This is a genomic window from Mesorhizobium sp. P2_E6 (assembly GCF_056403835.1).
In genome coordinates, this window is sequence record NZ_JBFUEQ010000002.1 from 272,734 (window position 1) to 291,499 (window position 18,766).

At 63.8% G+C, this 18,766-nt stretch carries 22 protein-coding genes; 11 read left to right on the top strand and 11 right to left on the bottom strand.

Annotated elements, in window-relative coordinates; genetic code table 11:
* Positions 1–406: 406 nt before the first annotated feature.
* The gene (locus tag AC1D08_RS05990; protein ID WP_457153152.1) at positions 407–1,345 is read right to left on the bottom strand and encodes a LysR family transcriptional regulator; all 939 of its coding nucleotides are present in this window, start codon (positions 1,343–1,345) and stop codon (positions 407–409) included.
* 289 nt (positions 1,346–1,634) lie between these two features.
* Here AC1D08_RS05990 and AC1D08_RS05995 point away from each other — a divergent pair, with 289 nt between their 5' ends.
* On the top strand, positions 1,635–2,369 hold the full coding sequence (locus tag AC1D08_RS05995; protein ID WP_457153153.1) for an SDR family NAD(P)-dependent oxidoreductase: 735 nt from the start codon (positions 1,635–1,637) through the stop codon (positions 2,367–2,369).
* A gap of 149 nt (positions 2,370–2,518) precedes the next feature.
* Positions 2,519–3,118, top strand: a complete 600-nt coding sequence (locus AC1D08_RS06000; protein WP_457153154.1) for an NADPH-dependent F420 reductase — start codon at positions 2,519–2,521, stop codon at positions 3,116–3,118.
* Positions 3,119–3,152: 34 nt separating this feature from the next.
* On the opposite strand, the gene AC1D08_RS06005 is transcribed toward AC1D08_RS06000, so the two are convergent.
* The gene (locus AC1D08_RS06005) at positions 3,153–4,169 is read right to left on the bottom strand and encodes a polyprenyl synthetase family protein (protein ID WP_457153155.1); all 1,017 of its coding nucleotides are present in this window, start codon (positions 4,167–4,169) and stop codon (positions 3,153–3,155) included.
* A gap of 207 nt (positions 4,170–4,376) precedes the next feature.
* On the opposite strand from AC1D08_RS06005, the gene AC1D08_RS06010 reads away from it, so the two are divergent.
* From AC1D08_RS06010 to moaB, 6 genes are all read left to right on the top strand, one after another.
* Entirely contained in the window at positions 4,377–4,601 is a 225-nt protein-coding gene (locus AC1D08_RS06010; protein ID WP_091576439.1) for a putative signal transducing protein, read from the top strand.
* Positions 4,601–5,401 carry a tRNA1(Val) (adenine(37)-N6)-methyltransferase gene (locus AC1D08_RS06015; protein WP_457153156.1) on the top strand — a complete coding sequence of 267 codons (801 nt, stop codon included), beginning with the start codon at positions 4,601–4,603 and terminating at the stop codon, positions 5,399–5,401. The genes AC1D08_RS06010 and AC1D08_RS06015 overlap by 1 nt, the downstream gene beginning before the upstream one ends.
* Before the next feature lie 79 nt (positions 5,402–5,480).
* Positions 5,481–6,344: a S49 family peptidase gene (locus tag AC1D08_RS06020; RefSeq protein WP_477225998.1), complete on the top strand. Its 864-nt coding sequence runs from the start codon at positions 5,481–5,483 to the stop codon at positions 6,342–6,344.
* Between the two features lie 133 nt (positions 6,345–6,477).
* On the top strand, positions 6,478–6,663 hold the full coding sequence (locus AC1D08_RS06025) for a membrane protein (RefSeq protein WP_027023000.1): 186 nt from the start codon (positions 6,478–6,480) through the stop codon (positions 6,661–6,663).
* A gap of 26 nt (positions 6,664–6,689) precedes the next feature.
* Positions 6,690–7,577 (top strand): 4-(cytidine 5'-diphospho)-2-C-methyl-D-erythritol kinase, encoded by an 888-nt coding sequence (locus tag AC1D08_RS06030; protein WP_457155269.1) that lies wholly within the window; start codon positions 6,690–6,692, stop codon positions 7,575–7,577.
* A 1-nt stretch (position 7,578) separates the two neighbouring features.
* The gene (moaB, locus tag AC1D08_RS06035) at positions 7,579–8,121 is read left to right on the top strand and encodes a molybdenum cofactor biosynthesis protein B (RefSeq protein ID WP_095091890.1); all 543 of its coding nucleotides are present in this window, start codon (positions 7,579–7,581) and stop codon (positions 8,119–8,121) included.
* A gap of 124 nt (positions 8,122–8,245) precedes the next feature.
* Here moaB and AC1D08_RS06040 read toward each other — a convergent pair whose 3' ends face one another.
* Positions 8,246–9,220, bottom strand: coding sequence for a hypothetical protein (locus tag AC1D08_RS06040; protein WP_457154156.1), 975 nt, complete (start codon positions 9,218–9,220; stop codon positions 8,246–8,248).
* A 147-nt stretch (positions 9,221–9,367) separates the two neighbouring features.
* A complete protein-coding gene (locus AC1D08_RS06045) occupies positions 9,368–9,886 on the bottom strand; it encodes a glycosyltransferase (RefSeq protein WP_457154159.1) in 519 nt (172 codons plus the stop codon).
* 150 nt (positions 9,887–10,036) lie between these two features.
* Between AC1D08_RS06045 and AC1D08_RS06050 the strand changes: the two genes are divergently transcribed.
* Together AC1D08_RS06050 and AC1D08_RS06055 are read left to right on the top strand one after the other, a co-directional pair.
* Positions 10,037–11,191, top strand: a complete 1,155-nt coding sequence (locus AC1D08_RS06050) for a PA0069 family radical SAM protein (protein WP_457154158.1) — start codon at positions 10,037–10,039, stop codon at positions 11,189–11,191.
* A 150-nt stretch (positions 11,192–11,341) separates the two neighbouring features.
* Positions 11,342–12,037 (top strand): ribonuclease HII, encoded by a 696-nt coding sequence (locus AC1D08_RS06055; RefSeq protein WP_457154155.1) that lies wholly within the window; start codon positions 11,342–11,344, stop codon positions 12,035–12,037.
* Between the two features lie 72 nt (positions 12,038–12,109).
* On the opposite strand, the gene AC1D08_RS06060 is transcribed toward AC1D08_RS06055, so the two are convergent.
* From AC1D08_RS06060 to AC1D08_RS06090, 7 genes are all read right to left on the bottom strand, one after another.
* Positions 12,110–12,601, bottom strand: a complete 492-nt coding sequence (locus AC1D08_RS06060; RefSeq protein WP_095091887.1) for a F0F1 ATP synthase subunit B — start codon at positions 12,599–12,601, stop codon at positions 12,110–12,112.
* Positions 12,602–12,611: 10 nt separating this feature from the next.
* Positions 12,612–13,211, bottom strand: a complete 600-nt coding sequence (locus AC1D08_RS06065; RefSeq protein WP_477225994.1) for a F0F1 ATP synthase subunit B — start codon at positions 13,209–13,211, stop codon at positions 12,612–12,614.
* A 67-nt stretch (positions 13,212–13,278) separates the two neighbouring features.
* Positions 13,279–13,503 carry a F0F1 ATP synthase subunit C gene (locus tag AC1D08_RS06070; protein ID WP_006206606.1) on the bottom strand — a complete coding sequence of 75 codons (225 nt, stop codon included), beginning with the start codon at positions 13,501–13,503 and terminating at the stop codon, positions 13,279–13,281.
* Positions 13,504–13,586: 83 nt separating this feature from the next.
* Positions 13,587–14,345 carry a F0F1 ATP synthase subunit A gene (locus AC1D08_RS06075; RefSeq protein WP_095091979.1) on the bottom strand — a complete coding sequence of 253 codons (759 nt, stop codon included), beginning with the start codon at positions 14,343–14,345 and terminating at the stop codon, positions 13,587–13,589.
* 59 nt (positions 14,346–14,404) lie between these two features.
* Positions 14,405–14,812: an AtpZ/AtpI family protein gene (locus AC1D08_RS06080; protein ID WP_457154877.1), complete on the bottom strand. Its 408-nt coding sequence runs from the start codon at positions 14,810–14,812 to the stop codon at positions 14,405–14,407.
* 255 nt (positions 14,813–15,067) lie between these two features.
* On the bottom strand, positions 15,068–16,252 hold the full coding sequence (locus AC1D08_RS06085; RefSeq protein WP_477225993.1) for a cell wall hydrolase: 1,185 nt from the start codon (positions 16,250–16,252) through the stop codon (positions 15,068–15,070).
* Positions 16,253–16,401: 149 nt separating this feature from the next.
* Entirely contained in the window at positions 16,402–17,709 is a 1,308-nt protein-coding gene (locus AC1D08_RS06090; protein WP_457153553.1) for an MFS transporter, read from the bottom strand.
* A gap of 122 nt (positions 17,710–17,831) precedes the next feature.
* Between AC1D08_RS06090 and AC1D08_RS06095 the strand changes: the two genes are divergently transcribed.
* Positions 17,832–18,755, top strand: a complete 924-nt coding sequence (locus AC1D08_RS06095; RefSeq protein ID WP_477422748.1) for a LysR substrate-binding domain-containing protein — start codon at positions 17,832–17,834, stop codon at positions 18,753–18,755.
* Positions 18,756–18,766 lie beyond the last annotated feature (11 nt).

Sequence of the window (18,766 nt, forward strand, 5' to 3'; positions counted from 1 at the left end):
TTCAGCCAGGCGCCATCTCCGCGTCAGCGGGATTGGCGTAGACTCGATCTTTCCGGGCAAAGCATGGCCTTTTTGGGGTCGCGCTTCAATCCGCCTCGAATTCACAATCCGGGCACCCGATTAACAAACCATGGCGACCAGGGACAGTTTTCCGTTTTCGAGTTCCGGTCATGGCCCCGCGCGGAGCCGATCATATCACATCTTCGGTCCGCTGGGACTCCGATATCAGCACTTGCCCGGCAAGGCAGGCCGCTGCACCTGCGTGTCGCGATAACCGAAGGCGTTCACGGCATGGAGGATGTTGAAGGCGAGGATTTAGAGCGCCGCTTCGACTTCACCGCCCTAAGCCCCCCTGGTGAGGAACCTTCCACCGCCCGACATGCGTTTGATCGTCCCGAAGGGGTGCTCATCGGTACATCGTCGGATCGTCATCAGGCCGGGGTCGGCTTAAGTTCTCGCCTCCATTCAGCCCCGCGAGAAGCGGAGCGTACGCGGCGAGCCTGCGGGATACGAACTCGGTAAAGAGCCGCACGCGCTTCGTCTTGCGTGTCTCCCCCTGCGTGAGAAGCCAGAGCGTTCCGTACATGTGCAGATCGGTACCCGGCACCCTCACCAGTAGGGGGTCGGCATCGCCAACGAAGCACGGCAGTGTCGTCATCCCGAGCCCTTGCCGTGCAGCAACGATCTGCGCCTCGGCGTCCGTGGTCCTGAATGGAACCCCCGTGGTGCGAACCTCACCCTCTCTGGCCCAATCCGGAATTCCATGAATGCTTATGACGATCCAGCGGATGGGATCAGGCGCGCCCGCACGCCACGCGGCTAGTCGATCGCGAGACATAAAGACGCCGCCGAACAGCTCCGGTCCCTTCAGGCCGTGAAGATTGAGCGGCAGGGTTTTGCGGTCGTAGACGACGCGGATCGCGACGTCGGCCTCTCGGTTGGTCAGATTTGCCAGCTCGCCGGACGACAAGATTTCCATCTCGATGTCCGGATGCAGACGCGCGAAATCGGCGAAGTCCGGCATGAGCAGGTGTGTCGCGAGGGGCGGTGCCAGCGTCACCCGCAGCAGCCCGCGCACGCTCTGGTCGCGCCCGAAGACGCGCGTCTCCAGCAGGTGCGACGACGCTTCCATCTGGTCCGCAAACTCGAGGACCTCCTCGCCCGCAGCCGTTAGGCGGTAGCCCGACGGCAACTTTTCGAACATGTGCACCCCGAGGCGTTCCTCGAGCTGGGCGATGCGTCGCAGCACGGTCGAGTGGTTCACACCGAGGCGCTCGGCGGCAGCCCGCACCGAGCCTCCACGCGCGACGGCAAGAAAGTAGCGAACGTCATCCCAGTCGATCATGGTGCAATCTCGCACCGCGCGGTGCGCCTTCCAAAGCCCACATCTACCACATCGAACAGCATCTCGTTTGCGGGTAGCACGGCGATGATCATAACCCCTGCCGACAAGCGCGGCCCAATCCTGAATGGCGCACACCGGTCGTCGCGGCTGGCGTTCGTCGTCCAGCCGGATCGATTTTGCACCACCGATGTGCGCGTTTCCGCACTCAAAGGCTGACCCCGGCAGACTTATTTCGAGGCTCTCGGGGTTCTTCCCGAACGACCAAAGGCAGAGCCTGAAAGGAAAAATCGTGGGAAAACTGGACGGTAAGGTTGCGGTCATCACGGGCGGATCGAGCGGCATGGCGCTGGCGAGCGCCAAGCGGTTCGTTGAAGAAGGCGCCTATGTTTTCATCACGAGCCGAGGGCAGGAGGCGCTCGACGAGGCGGTCAAGCTGATTGGCCGGAACGTGACCGGCGTGCGTGGCGACGCGGCCAATCTCGACGACCTCGACCGCCTGTTCGATACAGTCAAGCGGGAAAAGGGCAGGATCGACGTCCTGTACGCGAGCGCCGGCATGGGCGAAGCCGTCCCACTGGGGGAGATTACCGAACAGCATTTTGATGCGGCCTTCGGCCTGAATACGCGCGGCACGCTGTTTACAGTTCAGAAGGCGTTGCCGCTGTTCAACGATGGCGGATCGATCTTCATGACCGGGTCAGTTGCTTCGGTGAAAGGTTTTCCTGGTTACGGCGTGTATGCGGCGAGCAAGGCAGCGTTGCGCTCATTCGCACGCACCTGGCTCAACGAACTGAAGGGCAGGAATATCCGGGTGAACGTGCTGAGCCCGGGGCCGATCGCCACACCGATGCAGGACCAAGTTCTCACCGAGGAGGCCAAGCGGATGTTCGAATCTCTGATCCCGCGGGGAAAGATGGGGCGTCCTGAGGAAATTGCGGCGGTCGCGCTGTTTCTTGCTTCAGACGATTCGAGCTTCGTGAATGGGGTGGAGTTGTCTGTCGACGGCGGCTTCTCGGCCATCTGAAATCGCGCCCGATCACGGAAGCGGCTGACCGTCCGGCCGCGAAGTCGTTCACGGCCGGACGTCTACGCAAAGGTCGCCACACAGCAGAACGGATAGCCGGCGCCGTTGAAGGCCGGGGAATCATTATCGACACGGATCGGAGAAGTATTATGAGCTATGCGATTGTAGGATTCGGTAAGATAGGCCAGGCCCTCGCCAACGCCTTCGCCCGTAAAAACATCGACGTGACCGTCGCGAGCCGCCGGCCGCCCGAGGCGTTGGCGCCGCAGGCTCGGGCGATTGGACCCACGGTCGTCGCCGAGTCGCTGCGGGATGCACTCGAGGCCGACACAATCATCTTGGCGGTCCCGTTCGGGGAACATCGCGAGGTTGCGAAGGCCCTGCCGAGCTGGAAAGGCAAGACGGTCATCGACGCGATGAACGCGTTGGTTCCCCTTGGGGAGCTGGACGGCCTTCCGTCCTCCGCCTTCGTTGCGAAGTCGTTCACCGGCGCCAAGTTCGTGAAAGGTTTCAATCATCTGGTTGCGGCCACCCTGGCTGCCGATCCGATCGTCGAAGGCGGCCACCGGGTGGTCTTCCTGTCGAGCGACGACGAGGACGCGATCGCTCCCGTGGCGGATTTGGCCAAACAACTCGGGTTCGCACCCGTCAAGCTGGGAAAGCTCAACGAGGGTGGCGCGCTGGTGCACGCACGCGGCCGCATTTGGGGCCGGCTGATCTTCCAGGACCTGTTCAAGAAGGAGCAGTAACGGATTTACTGTCCACTGTCGAAACGCCAGCCGCTCAGTTCACCCGGCTGATGCAGAAATCGATGACGTCGATCAGCGCCGATTTCTGCGGCGTCGCTTCCAGCGGCGCCAGCGCGTCGCGGGCGATCTCGCCGAAGTGGCGGGCACGCCCGATCGTGTCGGCGATCGCGCCGTGGCGGGTCATCAGGCCGATCGCCTTTTCCAGGCCGGCGTCATCGACGACATTGTCCTCGATGGCACGCTTCCAGAAGGTGCGCTCGGCCTTGGTGCCGCGCCGGTAGGCGAGGATGACCGGCAAGGTCACCTTGCCCTCGCGAAAGTCGTCGCCGACATTCTTGCCCAGATCCTTGCTGGTGCCGCCATAGTCCAGCGCATCGTCGATCAGTTGGAAGGCAAGGCCGAGGTTCATGCCGTAGGAGCGCAGTGCGGCACGGTCGTTGCGTGTCGCCTGGGCAATGACCGGGCCGACCTCGGCAGCGGCCGAAAACAGCGCCGCGGTCTTGGCCTTGATGACGGCGAAATGCTCGTCCTCGGTGGTTTCGAGGTTCTTGGCGGCGGCGAGCTGCATCACCTCGCCCTCGGCGATGATCGAGGCCGCACTCGACAGGATGTCGAGCGCTTCGAGCGAGCCGACATCGACCATCATGCGGAAGGCCTGGCCGAGCAGGAAGTCGCCGACCAGGACGCTCGCCTGGTTGCCCCAGATCATGCGCGCGGTCTTCTTGCCGCGCCGCATGCCGCTTTCGTCGACGACATCGTCGTGGAGAAGCGTTGCCGTGTGCATGAATTCGACCGCCGTTGCGAGCTTGACGTGGCCCTCGCCGACATAGCCGAACATCTGCGCGGCGGCGAGCGTCAGCATCGGCCGCAGCCGCTTGCCGCCGGACGAGATCAGATGGTTGGCAACCTCCGGAATCATCTCGACGTCGGAGCCGGCCTTGGACAGGATCAATTCGTTGACGCGACCCATGTCGGCGGCCGTCAGATCGATCAAATCCTTGATGGAGGCGGGTTCCCGCTTCCCGTTTTCGATGTTGAGAACGACACCCATGACAATCACTCCCGTCTTGGTATAACGCGTGCGACGGCACCCTTGGTCCCTACAGGGACTCTAGGGCGCTAGACACGGCCACGGCAAGTGGCGAATTGGCGCGGCGGCGATGACAGCCTGTCAACCCTGCCGAAAGAGCAGGTCTGCTTGGTGACGGAAATCCGCCTGCCCGTTTACATATGCGCCGCAAACTGAGAGTTTCGCCCGATGATAGAGCTCATTCGCACCAACGACGCCGTCATCATCTCCTTTGTCGAATCGCTGATGCGCGATGCCGGCATCGGCTGCTTCGTCGCCGACCAGAATATGAGCGTGCTCGACGGCTCGCTCGGCATCCTGCCGCGACGCATCATGGTCGATGCCGACCAGGCCGACGCGGCACGACGCATCCTGACGGATGCCGGCATCGCCAACGAGATCCGCGGGAAATAATGTCCGCCGCGCCGGCCACCCTTGCCCCGGACACGCCGGCCCATACGGTCGATGCCTTCCATCGCGGCCGGTTCTGGCTCGTGCAGCCCAAGCAAGGCGGCCATCGCGCCGGCATGGACGCCATGATGCTGGCGGCGTCCGTGCCATCCTCCTTTGGCGGACGTCTCGCCGATTTCGGCGCCGGCGCCGGGGCCGCCGGCCTTGCGGTGCTGTCGCGCTGCCCGGCGGCCGCGGCCGTGCTCGTCGAACGGGCGCCGGAAATGGCTGCTTTCGCCGCAGCAACGCTTGCCCATCCCGGCAATGCCCATCTCAGTGACCGTGCCTCTGTGCTCATCGCCGATGTCACCGTATCGGGACGGGCGCGGGCGGCGGCCGGCCTCGCCGACAACGACTTCGACTTCGTCATCATGAACCCGCCTTTCAACGCTGCACGGGACCGTGCCACGCCCGATCGCCTGAGAAAGGAAGCCCACGTCACGGAGGACGGACTGTTCGAGAGCTGGATCCGAAGTGCTGCCGCCGTGGTCAGGCCGCGCGGCGGCCTCGCAGTCATCGCCCGGCCCGAGCAGCTCGGCGCCATTCTCGATGCGCTCTCCGGCCGCTTCGGCGATGCCGAGATCCTCGCTGTCCATCCCCGCCCCGACGCGGCGGCGATCCGCATCGTCGTCAGGGCTGCGCTCGGGGCGCGGGGGAAGCTCGCCATTCGCCCTCCCTTGATGCTTCATCCGCAATCGGGCGACGGACCTGATGAGCGCAGCGAAATGATTGCCAACGGCCTCGCCTCGCTGTTCGGAGACTGAGCTATTCTTACCGGCCGCATTGCCGTTGGCCGGGGAGTTCCTACATGCCTGCAACCTATCGACCGGAGACCGCGCCCTCGTGAAACGACTAATCAACCGCCTGCTGCCGAAGTCCTGGCGCTCAACCGTCGTCACCATTCCGGTCATCCGGCTGCACGGCACCATCATGCCGGGGGGTGGCCAGTTCCGGCCGAGTCTGTCGCTGGCCTCGACCGCCGGCCTTATCGAGAAGGCGTTTTCCTACGACGCGCCGGCGGTCGCCATCTCGATCAATTCGCCGGGCGGCTCGCCGGTGCAATCGCGGCTGATCTTCAAGCGTATCCGCGACCTGGCGAGCGAAAAGAACAAAAAGGTGCTGGTCTTCGTCGAAGACGTCGCGGCATCGGGCGGCTACATGATCGCGGTCGCCGGCGACGAGATCTTCGCCGATCCGTCCTCCATCGTCGGTTCGATCGGCGTGGTGTCGGCCTCGTTCGGTTTCCCGGAACTGATGAAGAAGATCGGGGTCGAGCGCCGTGTCCACACCGCCGGGCAGAACAAGGCTGTGCTCGATCCGTTCAAGCCGGAGAAGAAGGAAGACGTCGAGCGCCTGAAAGCGCTGCAACTCGAGGTGCACGGCACGTTCATCGACCTCGTCAAGGAAAGGCGCGGCGCGAAGCTGAAGGACGATCCGGACCTGTTCACCGGTCTGTTCTGGACCGGCATGAAGGGTCTCGAACTCGGCCTGGTCGATGCACTCGGCGACATGCGCACGGTGCTCAAGACCCGGTTCGGAGCGAAGACCCAGCTCAGGCTGGTCACGGCGCCGCGCGGTTTCCTCAGCCGCTTCGGCCTATTCGGCTCGAGCAAGGGCTTTTCAGCGCCCGATATCGCCGCGGCAGCCGCCAGCGGCGTGATCGATGCGGCGGAAGAGCGCGCGTTGTGGGCACGGTTCGGGCTTTGAAAAACCGGCAAAACCGTCTAGCATGAGAGCTTGAAGTCTTATGCATGTCGCTTTCCTAAAACCGGATCCACTTTTGGGCGACATGCATGAACCGACCCGACCGGCCGCCGCCCAGCGTGGGAGGAGTTTTGACATGCCGCAGATCATTTTCTTCACCGTCGTTGGCGTCGCCGCCTATTTCGGCTACCGCACCTTCATCCGGGAAGCCGAGCGCGTGACCGCCAAGGTGCGGCGCACGGAAAAGCAGGCAGCCAACGGTGCCATGGGTACGCTGGTCAAGGATCCGAAGACCGGCGAATACCGGCTGGCCAAGGACTGAGCATCATCCCGCATACGACTGACGCCGTGGACACCGAGATCGGGTCGCGCATCTGGCATGCGCACGCCAAGATCAATCTGGCGCTGCATGTCACCGGCAGGCGCCCTGACGGCTATCACCTGATCGAAAGCCTGGCGGTGTTCACGCGTTTTGGCGACCGGGTCGAAATCGCGCTCGCCGACAGCGACGATTTTACCGTGTCTGGCCGCTACGCGCAGGCCGTTCCGCTCGACGCCAGCAATCTCGTGCTTAAGTCCCGCGATGCGCTGCGAAGAGAGGCTGGGGCCAAGAGAACCCCGCCGGTCGCCATCCGGCTCGAAAAGAACCTGCCGGTTGCCTCCGGCGTCGGCGGCGGCTCGAGCGATGCGGCAGCCGTGCTGCGCGGGCTGGCGGAGACATGGGCCCTAGACATGGACAGCACTGAGCTGGCGCGGATCGGCCTTTCGCTTGGCGCCGATGTGCCGATGTGCCTGGCGGCCAAGCCGCTGGTCGCGCGTGGCATCGGCGACGAACTGTCGATGGTGCCGGATTTTTCGGCGTTGGGGCTGGTGCTGGTCAATCCCGGAACGGCCGTCTCGACCGCCGAGGTGTTTGCAGCGCTTTCCCGTCGCGACAATGAGCCACTGCCGCCGCTGCCGCGCAGCATCGACTTCCATAGCCTGCGCAACTGGCTGGAGATCACCCGCAATGATCTTGAGCCTGCGGCGCTGGCGATGCAGCCCGCCATCGGCAGAGCGCTTTCCTGGCTTAACAAGGCTGGATCGGGTTTCTCCCGGATGTCCGGATCCGGCGCGACATGCTTCGGCCTGTTCGAGACCGGCAATGTCGCCAAGCGCGCTGCCGCGGACATCCGCAGCCGCCAGCCCGACTGGTTCGTCGCCGCGACGCGCAGCATGACATCGGAGGCTGGCTGAGATGGCCAGGATTGACGAGAGCCGGCCTTTCATCCCGATCCGCATCGCGGTGCTGACCGTCTCGGACACACGCAGCCTCGCCGACGACAAATCCGGCCAGACACTGGCCGACCGCATCACGGAAGCCGGCCACGTCCTCGCCGCCCGCGATATCGTCACCGATGACCGCGAAAAGATTCGCGACAAGGTGCTCGGCTGGTCGCGGGACGCTGCGATCGACGTCGTCATCACCACTGGCGGCACCGGGTTTACCGGCCGCGACGTGACGCCGGAAGCGCTGGAGCCGATCTTCGAAAAGCGCATGGACGGCTTTTCGGAAGTCTTCCACCGCATCTCCTACGACAAGATCGGCACCTCGACGATCCAGAGCCGGGCGACCGGCGGGGTCGTCAACGCCACCTTCGTCTTCGTGCTGCCGGGCTCGCCCGGCGCCTGCAGGGACGCCTGGGACGGCATCCTGAAGGCGCAGTTCGACTACCGGCACATGCCCTGCAACTTCGTCGAGATCATGCCGCGCCTGGACGAGCATCTGCGGCGCGGTTAACGCCAAACAGCAAGCAGTTCAAGCGCCCGACCTCGGTTTCGCCAGCAGAACACCGCGTGCGCCCTTCGAAGTGTCATTCGCCGCGCGTTGGATGCCTGTCGAGATGAGCTGGGATGGTTCCCTCTCAGCGGATGACCGGCTCGCCATGAAAGCGCCGGCGTGAGGGCGGCGATACGCCGAAGCCGACCTCCATCATCAATCTCGGCGTGCGCGCCGGCACCGTGCCCATGTGGAAGCCAAACGGATCCTCGACGAAGCCGAGACCGGCTTCACCGGTCAGCGTCACCGGGCTGTGCTCGCCATAGACATCCAGAACCTCTTGTGCGGGATGGCCGACCAGCAAAGTGAGCTGATGCTTGAGGCTGCGGCGCTTGTGACTGCCGCGGACATAGACATGCGGGCCGGTGTCGGCGTCGACCGGCTTGAGATAGAAGAAGAATTTCAGCATGCGCCAGTCGTCGAGGTCGAAATGATACTTGCCGAGCGAGGCAAGGTTCTTGTCGGCGTCCGAAGCCTCACCCGTCGGAAAACTCCACCAGACGCGCGTGGTGATGAGTTTTGCCTGGCCGCCGAGATAGTGCGCCGCAATATCCAGAAGCAGCGGATCGCGCTGGATGGCGAGTGCCGCCCGGCAGTCGAGGATGCGCTCGAAAAAATGTCCGCTGAGCAGCGAGCGGCCGAAGCGCTTTTCGGCCTCGGCATGTTCACCCGGCATGAATTCGAGACGGCGATCGAAATTGCCAAAGCAAGGCGTGCGCTGGGCGAAACTGGCGATCTCTTCATGAATCGCCGGCGGCAGCACCAGGCCCGAAAACAGCCCGTTGGAGCGCAGTGCGTCGACCACGGCTTCGCGGTCGACGCCGGCAAACATCGTATCCCCCGAATTTTGGGCCGGACGAGCGCGTTTTGCACCCAGCCAATGCATCCGGCGTCCTGGCATTGTGCGCGCCAGCACGAACATCGGCAGCCAGGCAGGGTTTTCGCGCAGGTCCGTCAGATAGGTCGGAATGCGCACGGCGATGCGGCGCAGCAGGCTGCCGTTGCGCGCAACGGCTTCAAGACTGGCAGCGCCGGATTTGTCGGGGGTTGAAAGCTTCATCGGGTCCTCGGCTATGAGCGTGGCGCCGATGCCGCATCGGAGCTCATCACTCGGTATGACCCCAACCCAATCCACCCGTCTGACCGGGAAACTAACCTCACGTCAGATTTTGTGCAATGCACAATGAACAGAGCAGCCGCAAAAAGATCACTCCGGGGAGCGCTGCTTCGGCGGTGCCACCCAGATTTCGGCGTCGAGCCGCTTTGCCGCGAGGCCGCGTGCGATGGCCTCGGCGCTGCCGGCCCGCTTCGACGCTGCCGCGGCCTGAAGCTTGCTGATCAGCAATCCATCGGCCAAGGCGCGGTTTCCCGAAAACACCCGGGCCAGGAACGGTGTGCGGCTGCCCCGCGCCCGCGAGAAGCGTGCCGCCATGGTCTGCCTGGCCGTGTGGGCAACGACCGCATCGATCCAACCATCCATCAGCCGCGAGCCCGGCTCCAGGAGCAGCAGCCAGTCACCCTTGGCCTGCCGGATGCCGGCAGCGATACCGCCAGTTACGCAGTGACAGCCGGCATGCTCGGCAACGCGATGCGTCTGGTCGGTTGAACCCGTGTCACAGACGATGACGTCACGCACCACGCCCTCGACCGCGCCGCCAATCAGCGAGGCGAGCGTGCGGGCGAGGCCCTCCTCGTCATTGCGGGTTTCGATCAGGACACTGAGCATCATTAGCCGAATAGCGGAAAGCCGAACGCAGCGCCAGTTTTTGCAATGCACCATTGAAAGTTCTTGCTTTGTTCTCATCGACGAAATAGGAATAATTTCATGAACAGAGCGATTCGACACAACATGGACAGTCCCTGGGAGCGGGCGAAGATGGAACAGATCGTGCGCGCCGACATTGCAGCTTTCGGAGCTGGAAGAGCCGAGATGGCCAATGCGATGATCGAGCAGAGTGGCGTGCGTGTCCGTCCGGACCGCAATCGCGGCAGGTCGGCGGGCATCAATCCATCCGGCCGGTTCGAGCCGGTCAGCCGGCATGTCTTCGATGATGGCTGGAATTCGCTGGAGGAACTGCCGCCCTTCAAGACCGAGGTGCAGGTCGAGAAGCCACGCACCATCATCACCCGCAACGAATCGCCCGACATCTCCTTCGACCGGTCGATCAATCCCTATCGCGGCTGCGAACATGGCTGCGTCTATTGCTTTGCCCGGCCGACGCACAGTTTCATGGGCCTGTCGCCGGGCCTCGATTTCGAATCGAAGCTGTTCGCCAAGCCGGATGCGGCGCGGCTACTCGACAAGGAACTGTCGAAGGACAGCTACCAGCCGCGCACCATCGCGATCGGCACCAACACCGATCCGTACCAGCCGATCGAGAAGCAATACCGGATCATGCGCGAGATCCTCGAAGTGCTGGAAGCGCGCGGCCATCCGGTCGGCATCGTCACCAAGTCCGCTTTGGTGATGCGCGACATCGATATCCTGTCGCGCATGGCCGAGCGCGGGCTGGCCAAGGTGGCGCTGTCGGTGACGACGCTCGACCGTATGCTGGCGAGGACGATGGAGCCCCGCGCCTCGACGCCGACCAAGCGGCTGGAGGCGATCCGACGGCTTTCGGATGCCGGTATTCCGGCCTCGGTCATGGTGGCGCCGATCATCCCCGGCCTGACCGACCAGGAGATGGAACGCATCCTCGATTCGGCACGCGCCGCTGGTGCGCGCGAAGCGGGTTATGTCGTGCTGCGCCTGCCGCTGGAGGTCAGTCCGATCTTCAAGGACTGGCTGCTGCGCCACTATCCCGACCGCTACCGCCACGTGATGTCGCTGATCCGCTCGATGCGCGACGGCAAGGACTACGATTCGGAATGGGGCAAGCGCATGAAGGGTGCTGGTCCCTACGCCTGGCAGATCGGCCGGCGCTTCGAGATCACCGCCAAGCGGCTCGGCCTCAACGTCGAACGGCGCACGCTTCGGACCGATCAGTTCGTGGCCGGCGGCAAGGACCAGGTGCAGCTGACCCTGCTTTGAAAACAATTCACCGCGGCGGTTTGACCTGTCGCGACACAAGAATCCCGTCCGGCCTGCCCCGGCCTGCAGACGGTGCCCTCCCGGTCCGGCGCCCCACCCGACCCGGAGGGACTTGCGGAGAATCGGAGCCGATGCGAACCTCGCCGCAACATGGCTCGCGCGCGTTCCGATTCTCCGCTTCTCTTTGAGATCATCGAGAAACCCGATTTCTCCTTCGAGACGAAGGCGATGGCCGATGGACTGTGGCCGGTGGCGGGCATGGACGAGGCCGGCCGCGGTCCGCTGGCCGGGCCGGTGGTCGCGGCGGCGGTGGTGCTCGACCCCGCCAACATTCCGGACGGGCTCGACGATTCCAAACGTCTCAGCCATCTGCAACGCGAAGCGCTGTTCGTACGAATTCTTGGCTCGGCGCTGGGCGTTTCGATGGCGTCCATCAGCGCCGAGGGCATCGACGGCAGCAACATCCTCAAGGCCAGCCTGGAAGCGATGCGTCGCGCCCTGGTCGGGCTGTCGGTCCAACCGAAGCTCGCGCTCGCCGACGGGCGCGACGTGCCGCCAGGGTTGCCCTGCGCGGGGCGCGCACTGATCAAGGGCGACCAGCGCTCGCAATCGATCGCCGCCGCCTCGATCGTCGCCAAGGTGATGCGCGACCGCATGATGTGCGGCTGCGGCAACCATCACGGTCGCTACGGGTTCGAGGTCCACATGGGCTACGCCACGGCCCGCCATCGCACGGCGATCGAAGCACATGGGCCGGTGGCGCGGCTGCACCGCGTTTCCTTCGCGCCGTTCAGGCTTGGCGGGACGGAAGTGGCGGAAGACGAGAGCCTCGCCGGCCTGGATTGAGCGGATAGTTTTCCACAACAAAAAAGCCGCCAGGTTTCCCGGCGGCTTTGATCTTTGCTCGATGCAACAAGCTCAGTTGAGCTTGGACTTCACATCCGCCAGCGATGCCTTGAAGAGGTCGGCGCCGGCCTTGGCGTCCATCTTGCCGGCGAGCAGCGCACGCGCAGCCTCGACGGCGATGTCGACGGCGCTGGCACGGACTTCGCTGATGGCGTCGCGCTCGGCCTGACCGATCTTCTGTTCGGCAAGTGCTGTGCGCCTGGCGACATAGTCCTCGGTCTTCTTGTGCGCTTCCGCAGCAAGCATGTCGGCTTCGCGCTTGGCGGCCGCAACGATGTCGGCGGCCTCCTGCTCGGCTTCCTTGCGCTTGCGCTGGTACTGGCCGAGCAACTGCTGGGCCTCCTCGCGCAGCCGGCGCGCTTCATCCAGCTCGTTGCTGATCCTGGCGGCGCGGGCGTCGAGCGCCTTGGCGATCATGCCAGGCACCTTGATGTAGACGGCAACGCCGAGGAAGATGATGAGGGCTATCGTTGCCCAGAGCGTCGCGAGAGATGTGTAATCCATGATGCGCTCCTCACCGGGCCACGGATTTGACCGCGGCCGCGATCTCGGCCTTGCTGGCCTTGCCGCCGACCAGTGCCTCGACGATCGCCGAAGCGGTGTCCTCGGCAATGCTGCCGACTTCCTTCATGGCATTGGCCTTGATGGAAGAAATGCGGGCTTCGGCCTCGCCAAGCTTCTCGTCGAGGGCCGCCTCGACCTTCTTGCGTGCGGTCTCGGCTTCGGCCTTGGCCGCATCGCCGGCCTGCTGGCCGATCGCGTTGGCCTTGGTCTTGGCTTCCGCCAGTTCCTGCTCGTAGGCAGCAACGGCAGCGTCGGCCTCGCCCTTCAACTTGCTAGCCTGGTCGAGGTCCTGCGTGATGCGGTCGTTGCGGACCTCGATGATGCCCGCGACGCGCGGCATCGCGACCCGCTTCAGGAAGAGGTAGAACAGCCCGAAAGTGATCGCCAGCCACAGAAGCTGCGACGGGAACGTCGCAGGATCGAATGGCGGAAAGGTGCCGTGCGCTTCGGCAGGCACGCTGGTGCCGGAATGCGTGTCGCCTTCCGTCGCAGCGTGGCTGGTGTCGGCTGCAGGTGCGGACTCTTGCGCGAAGGCAGATGTCACGAACATGGACTATCCCCGAAATTCAGGCCTGCCGCTTGCGCGGCCGGCCTGTCCAATCTTCCCAACGCTTAGCTCAGCCGAACAGGGCCAGAAGCGCGATGAGAAGCGAGAAAATGCCCAGAGCTTCGGTCACGGCGAAGCCGAAGATCAGACGGCCGAACTGGCCATCAGCAGCCGACGGGTTGCGCAGAGCGCCCGCCAGGTAGCTGCCGAAGATGTTGCCGAGGCCAATGCCCGCGCCACCCATGCCCAGGCAAGCGATGCCGGCGCCGATGTACTTTGCTGCTTCTGCGTCCATTTGTTCAACTCCTTTGGATCTAAAATTCCGTTGCGATTCAATCCGGCGCCAATGTTGGAAACTCTTGGGCCGGAAACTCTTGATCAGTGCCCGGGATGCAGGGCGTCGTTGAGGTACATGCAGGTCAACACCGCAAAGACGTAGGCCTGCAGGAAAGCGACCAGCAGTTCCAGTGCCGTCAGGGCCACCGCCATTGCCAGGGGCAGGACCGAGCCCGCCACGCCGACTGCGCCCAGCGCGCTCAGGCTGACGACAAATCCAGAAAACACCTTCAGGGTGATGTGGCCGGCGAGCATGTTGGCGAACAGACGAACCGAGAGGCTGACCGGGCGCGACACGAAGGAGATCACCTCGATCAGCACCACCAGTGGCAGCAGGAACACCGGCACGCCATGCGGCACGAACAGCTTCAGGAAGCCCAGACCATGCTTCATGAACCCGTAGACGACCACGGTTCCGATCACCAGGGCGGCGAGGCCGAAGGTGACGATGATATGGCTGGTGACGGTGAAGAAATACGGGAACAGGCCAAGCAGATTGGCGACCAGCACGAACATGAACAGCGAGAACACGAACGGGAAGAACTTCATGCCCTGCGTGCCGGCGGCATCGCGCAACATGTTGCCGACGAACTCATAGGCCATCTCGGAGACCGACTGAAGGCGGCCCGGAACCAGGCTGCGGCTCGAGGTGGTGAGAAACAGAAATGCCGCCGCAACGACCACTGTTGCGACCATGAACAGTGCGGAATTGGTGAAAGACAGGTCGTAGCCGCCGATCTCGATCGGTATCAGCTTGTTGATATGGAACTGGTGGATCGGATCGACCTTGTCAGCTGCCACGTTCAAACCCCGTCAATGCCGCGTACGGCTTCGTTACCATTACCACACATGAAGCGCGGTCATTTCCTGTCGTCCTGGTCACGGCGCGATTTATCGCCCTGTCCGAATTCTGCCACAACGCCCGCGGAACGCATCACATTGAGCACGCCGGCGCCAAAACCCAGCAGCAGAAACACGATCAGACCCCATGGCGATGTCCCCGCCAGACGGTCGATGATCCAGCCGATGCCGGCACCCACCACCACTCCGGCGATGAACTCGCTAGAGAGTTTGAGCGCCTGGCCATAACCGGCCACACTGCCCGCTTTCGCGTCGTCTTTCCCCTCGAGCCGGTCCGGCCGCCTTGTCGCAAGCGATGCTTCAAGTTCACGCCGGCGGCGCTCAAGATCGTCGTCGCGGATTTCGGCTTCATGCTGCTTGCCGCGGCCGGTTTCTCCGGTTCCGTCTGGCCTGTTTTTATCGGCCATCGCAACCCCCCTGCCCGGTCAGACCGTCACCGTCCGTCCGCTTCTAAAGTCGCCGGCAACATAGTTAGAGGGTTTGCGCCAGTCAAGCCACGGGCGGAAGTTCATTGTCATGTATTTTAGGCAACAAAATCAATTGGTTATAAAGGTGCGACATCGTGCCCGCCACGACGACGGGGATGCGCTGCACGAATCCCCCCGGCATTGGCTCTTCGATCGGCTGCACGCAGCGCGAAAAGATCGGTGACTGTGCGGTGCTCAGCTCCAGCCGCCGCCATAGGTGCGGTAGAAGATATGCAGGCCGATCTTGGTCATCTTCTGCATCGTGCGCGCCCAACCGGGATGGACATATTGGGCGTAGTAGTGGGTCGACGATCCGACCTCGGGGATGAAGATCTTGCCCGCGGTGACGGCCATGGCGATATCCTGCGCGGTCTTGTAGGCGGCGGGACTGTCGATGCGCTTCCTCCTGCCGTCGCAAGCGAAGGAGAACTGGCAGCGGTTGAACCAGCTGTCGTTCTGGTAGACGACGCCGCAGATCGAATTGGGATAGGCCGGGTTGCGGACGCGATTGAGGATGACCTGAGCGACGGCGGCCTGGCCGCGCACGGATTCGCTTCTCGCCTCGAAATAGATGCCGTTGGCAAGGCATGCCTGCTCCTTCTTGGAGAAGACACTCGCCGGCAGCGGGTTCTGGATCCAGGAATGGTCGCCCTTGGCCATCGGCGGGATGAAGCGACCGTCATTGGGCTGCTCGTCCTGAAGCAGGGCTTCGAAGGGCGATGCCTTGGCATAGTCGGGCTCGGCCTGCGCATAGGCGGTCGCCAGCACATCGGGATGGTCGTTGTTGACCAGCGCGGCAAGCATGGCCGGCACGCCGGGATCCGGCTTCTTGTCCTCACGCGCATGGAATGCCGCGGCGATCTGGATTTCCTTGCCCTTGATCTGCGGTTTGGCGAAAGCCATCTTCAAGCCGCTGTCCATGCTGGGCCGCAGCAAGGACGAGGTGCGCTCGAAGATCGAGCCGGCATTGAAATTCTTCGGCGGCGCGACGGGAGAAACCTGGACGATGCGGCCCTTCTTGTCGGCCCGCACGATGCGATCCTCGTCGGGCGTGCCGCTGACCTTGCCGCCCTTGCCACGAAACGACACGTTGCCGACGCCGGCCAGATGGACGCCCGATCCGGAGATGGAACCGGTGACGTCGGAATCGACAAAGGGCATCTCGGCCGCATGGGTCGAGCCGGCGACGGATTTCTCGACATAGGAATTCCAGCGGGTGTTCGACGCTTCGAGGCCGGAGACAAAACTGGTCATGTCCTGGTAGGCGGCGACGGTCGGAAAGCCGATCCAGATGCCGAGACCGATGACGAACGGGGTCAGAAAGCCACGTTTTTTCTCACCGGCGGCGGCCGCAAGCCGCTTCAACACACGTCGATGCACGGAACTCTCTCCAGGAACGCGACTGACCCCACTGGAGAGCAAAATGATGCATTAACCTTGATGGGACGTTAACAGGTTCGATCGGGTTTTCTCAGTCGGCTCAAGGTCGTGGTTCCGAAGTCGGGCGATTTTGCGGTCAGCATGCGAAGTCAGGCCGGCCGCAGGAAGATCGGCCGGGCGATCAGCGCGCAGATGGCGGCCGACAGCCAGACGCACGCCCATGATCCGACGACCAGAAGCCCGGGGATGGCGATCGGCACCAGGAAGAAGGCGACGAAGACAAAGCTGTTGGCCAGACCGAGCGCCGTCCCGGCATTGCTGGCGCCGGCAAGCGTGGCAATCTCGGTATAGGCAACGCCGTGCCACGCTGAAACACAGATGCCGGCAAGGATCAGGACGGCAACGATCGTTGTCGCGAGCATAGGCTGCCAGCCGGGAATGGTGGCCGCGACAAACACAAGCAGCATGAGGGTGGCAAAGGCGGCTGCGCTCAGCATGCTGAAAAAGCGCAGGAACGAGCGGCGATTGCCGTGACGGTCGGTGAAACGGCCGCTCCAGACGCGCATGACCATGGCGCCGACCTGCACGGCTGCCAGGCTGGCGCTGATCACTGCCGTTCCCATGCCGCCGAAATCATGCAGGAAGACGGAGGCGAAGGTGAGCACCGCCACTTGCGGGACGCAGAGCAGGCCGATGGCCATTGCGATGCGCCAGACGTCCGGATTGCGCAGCGGTGTCGGGCCGGCCGACACCATGGCGTCGCTGGCGGACGTCGCGTCTTCGCCGATTGGTGGCTGGTGCAACCAGCGCCACGCGAAAAGCGCCGTGACGGCGGAGAATGCGGCCAGCAAGCCGTAGACCGCTGCAAAGCCATGCACCGAGGCAAGCGACGGCAGGACAAAGGCGCCGAGCCCGCCGCCGAGCGGCACCGCAGTCTGCCTGATGCTCATGGCGAAGCCGCGCTCGCCTTCACGGAACCAAGCCATGATGGCGCGGCCGCTTGAGCCGTTGACACTGCCGCCAAGCAGGCCAGTGACAAGCAACACGGCGGCCAGAACCGCGACCCCGGGAAGGTGTGCCGGTGACGGCACGACCAGCAATGCCATGAGAAGCAGCCATGCCGCGGTGGTGCCGAGGCCAGTGAGCAGCACGCGGCGATCGCCCCAGCGATCGGTGAGCAATCCCCATGGCAGTTCGCTCAGCGCCACACCCAGGCCAAGCAGACCGAGAACCAACCCGAGCTGGCCATTGCCGAGATGGTAGCCGGAGCGCAAGAAGACCGCCGTCGCCGGGATGCCGGAGAAGGTCGCGGAAAAACTGGCATTGGCGGCAACTCCGATGCCGAGCACCTTCCAGCGATGATTGGAGCGGACCGTCGTGGCACCAGCGGCGGCTGCGCCAGCTTGTTGCCGAGGCTTGGCCTGGCTGCATTGCAAATCCGTAGCGACGAGCGACATGGCAGAATTCCCTTGATGGTCCGATTGCATCCGGACCTTGACGCCTCGTCTTTACCGCCATAGTTTCATGCCGAATATCGGGAAGTTTTTGACTTACTATCCTGAAAATCAGGACTATCGCCATGCGACGCGTGACATTCGACCTCGACGTTCTCCGCAGTTTCGTCACCGGCATGGAACTGGGCAGCTTCGCCAAGGCTGCCGACCGGCTTGGCCGATCGACGTCGGCGGTCAGCGCGCAATTGAAGAAACTGGAGGAGCAGGCGGCGACGCCGATCTTCCGCAAGTCGGGACGTGGCCTCGCCTTGACCGAGGCCGGCGAAACCATGCTCGGCTATGCGCGCCGGCTGATCGAGCTCAACGATGAGGCGGCATCCGCCATCCATGACGTCGAGCTGGAAGGCTGGGTACGGCTTGGGCTGCAGGAGGATTTCGGCGAGGCGGTGCTGCCTGACGTGCTCGGGCGCTTCGCCCGCGCCCATCCCAAGGTCAAAATCGAAGCCAGGATCGCGCGCAGCTACGAACTTGCCGAGCGCGTCACTTCAGGCAATCTCGACATCGCGCTCGCCTGGCACAGCGGCGAGACCCTGCCCTACAGCGAGCACGTCGCCGACGTGCAGATGCGCTGGATTGGCCCGGCAAAGCGCATCGCGACCAGCCTGCGCAACGGCGAGCCGCTGCCGCTGGTGGCGCTTGAAGCACCCTGCCTTTTGCGCACGGTAGCGACCGAAACGCTCGACCGCGCCGGTCTGTCGTGGCGGATGGCCTTTGCCAGCCCAAGCCTTGGCGGCATCTGGGCAGCTGTCGCGGCGGGACTGGGGCTGACCATCCGCACCGACATCGGGCTGCCGGCCAGCGTCAGCGCGATGACACCGGAGATCGCCGGGCTGCCGGCACTGCCCAAAATGGCGTTGTTCCTGCACCGCAAGGATGCCGAGCCCGAGCCGGTGGTCGCGCGCCTCGCCGAGATATTGCTGCAGGCGGTGCGGCAACAGCTGCCCGATAATACGCGGACCAACGAAAACGGTTTGCGCGACGTGGCGTGATCATGGCGCCA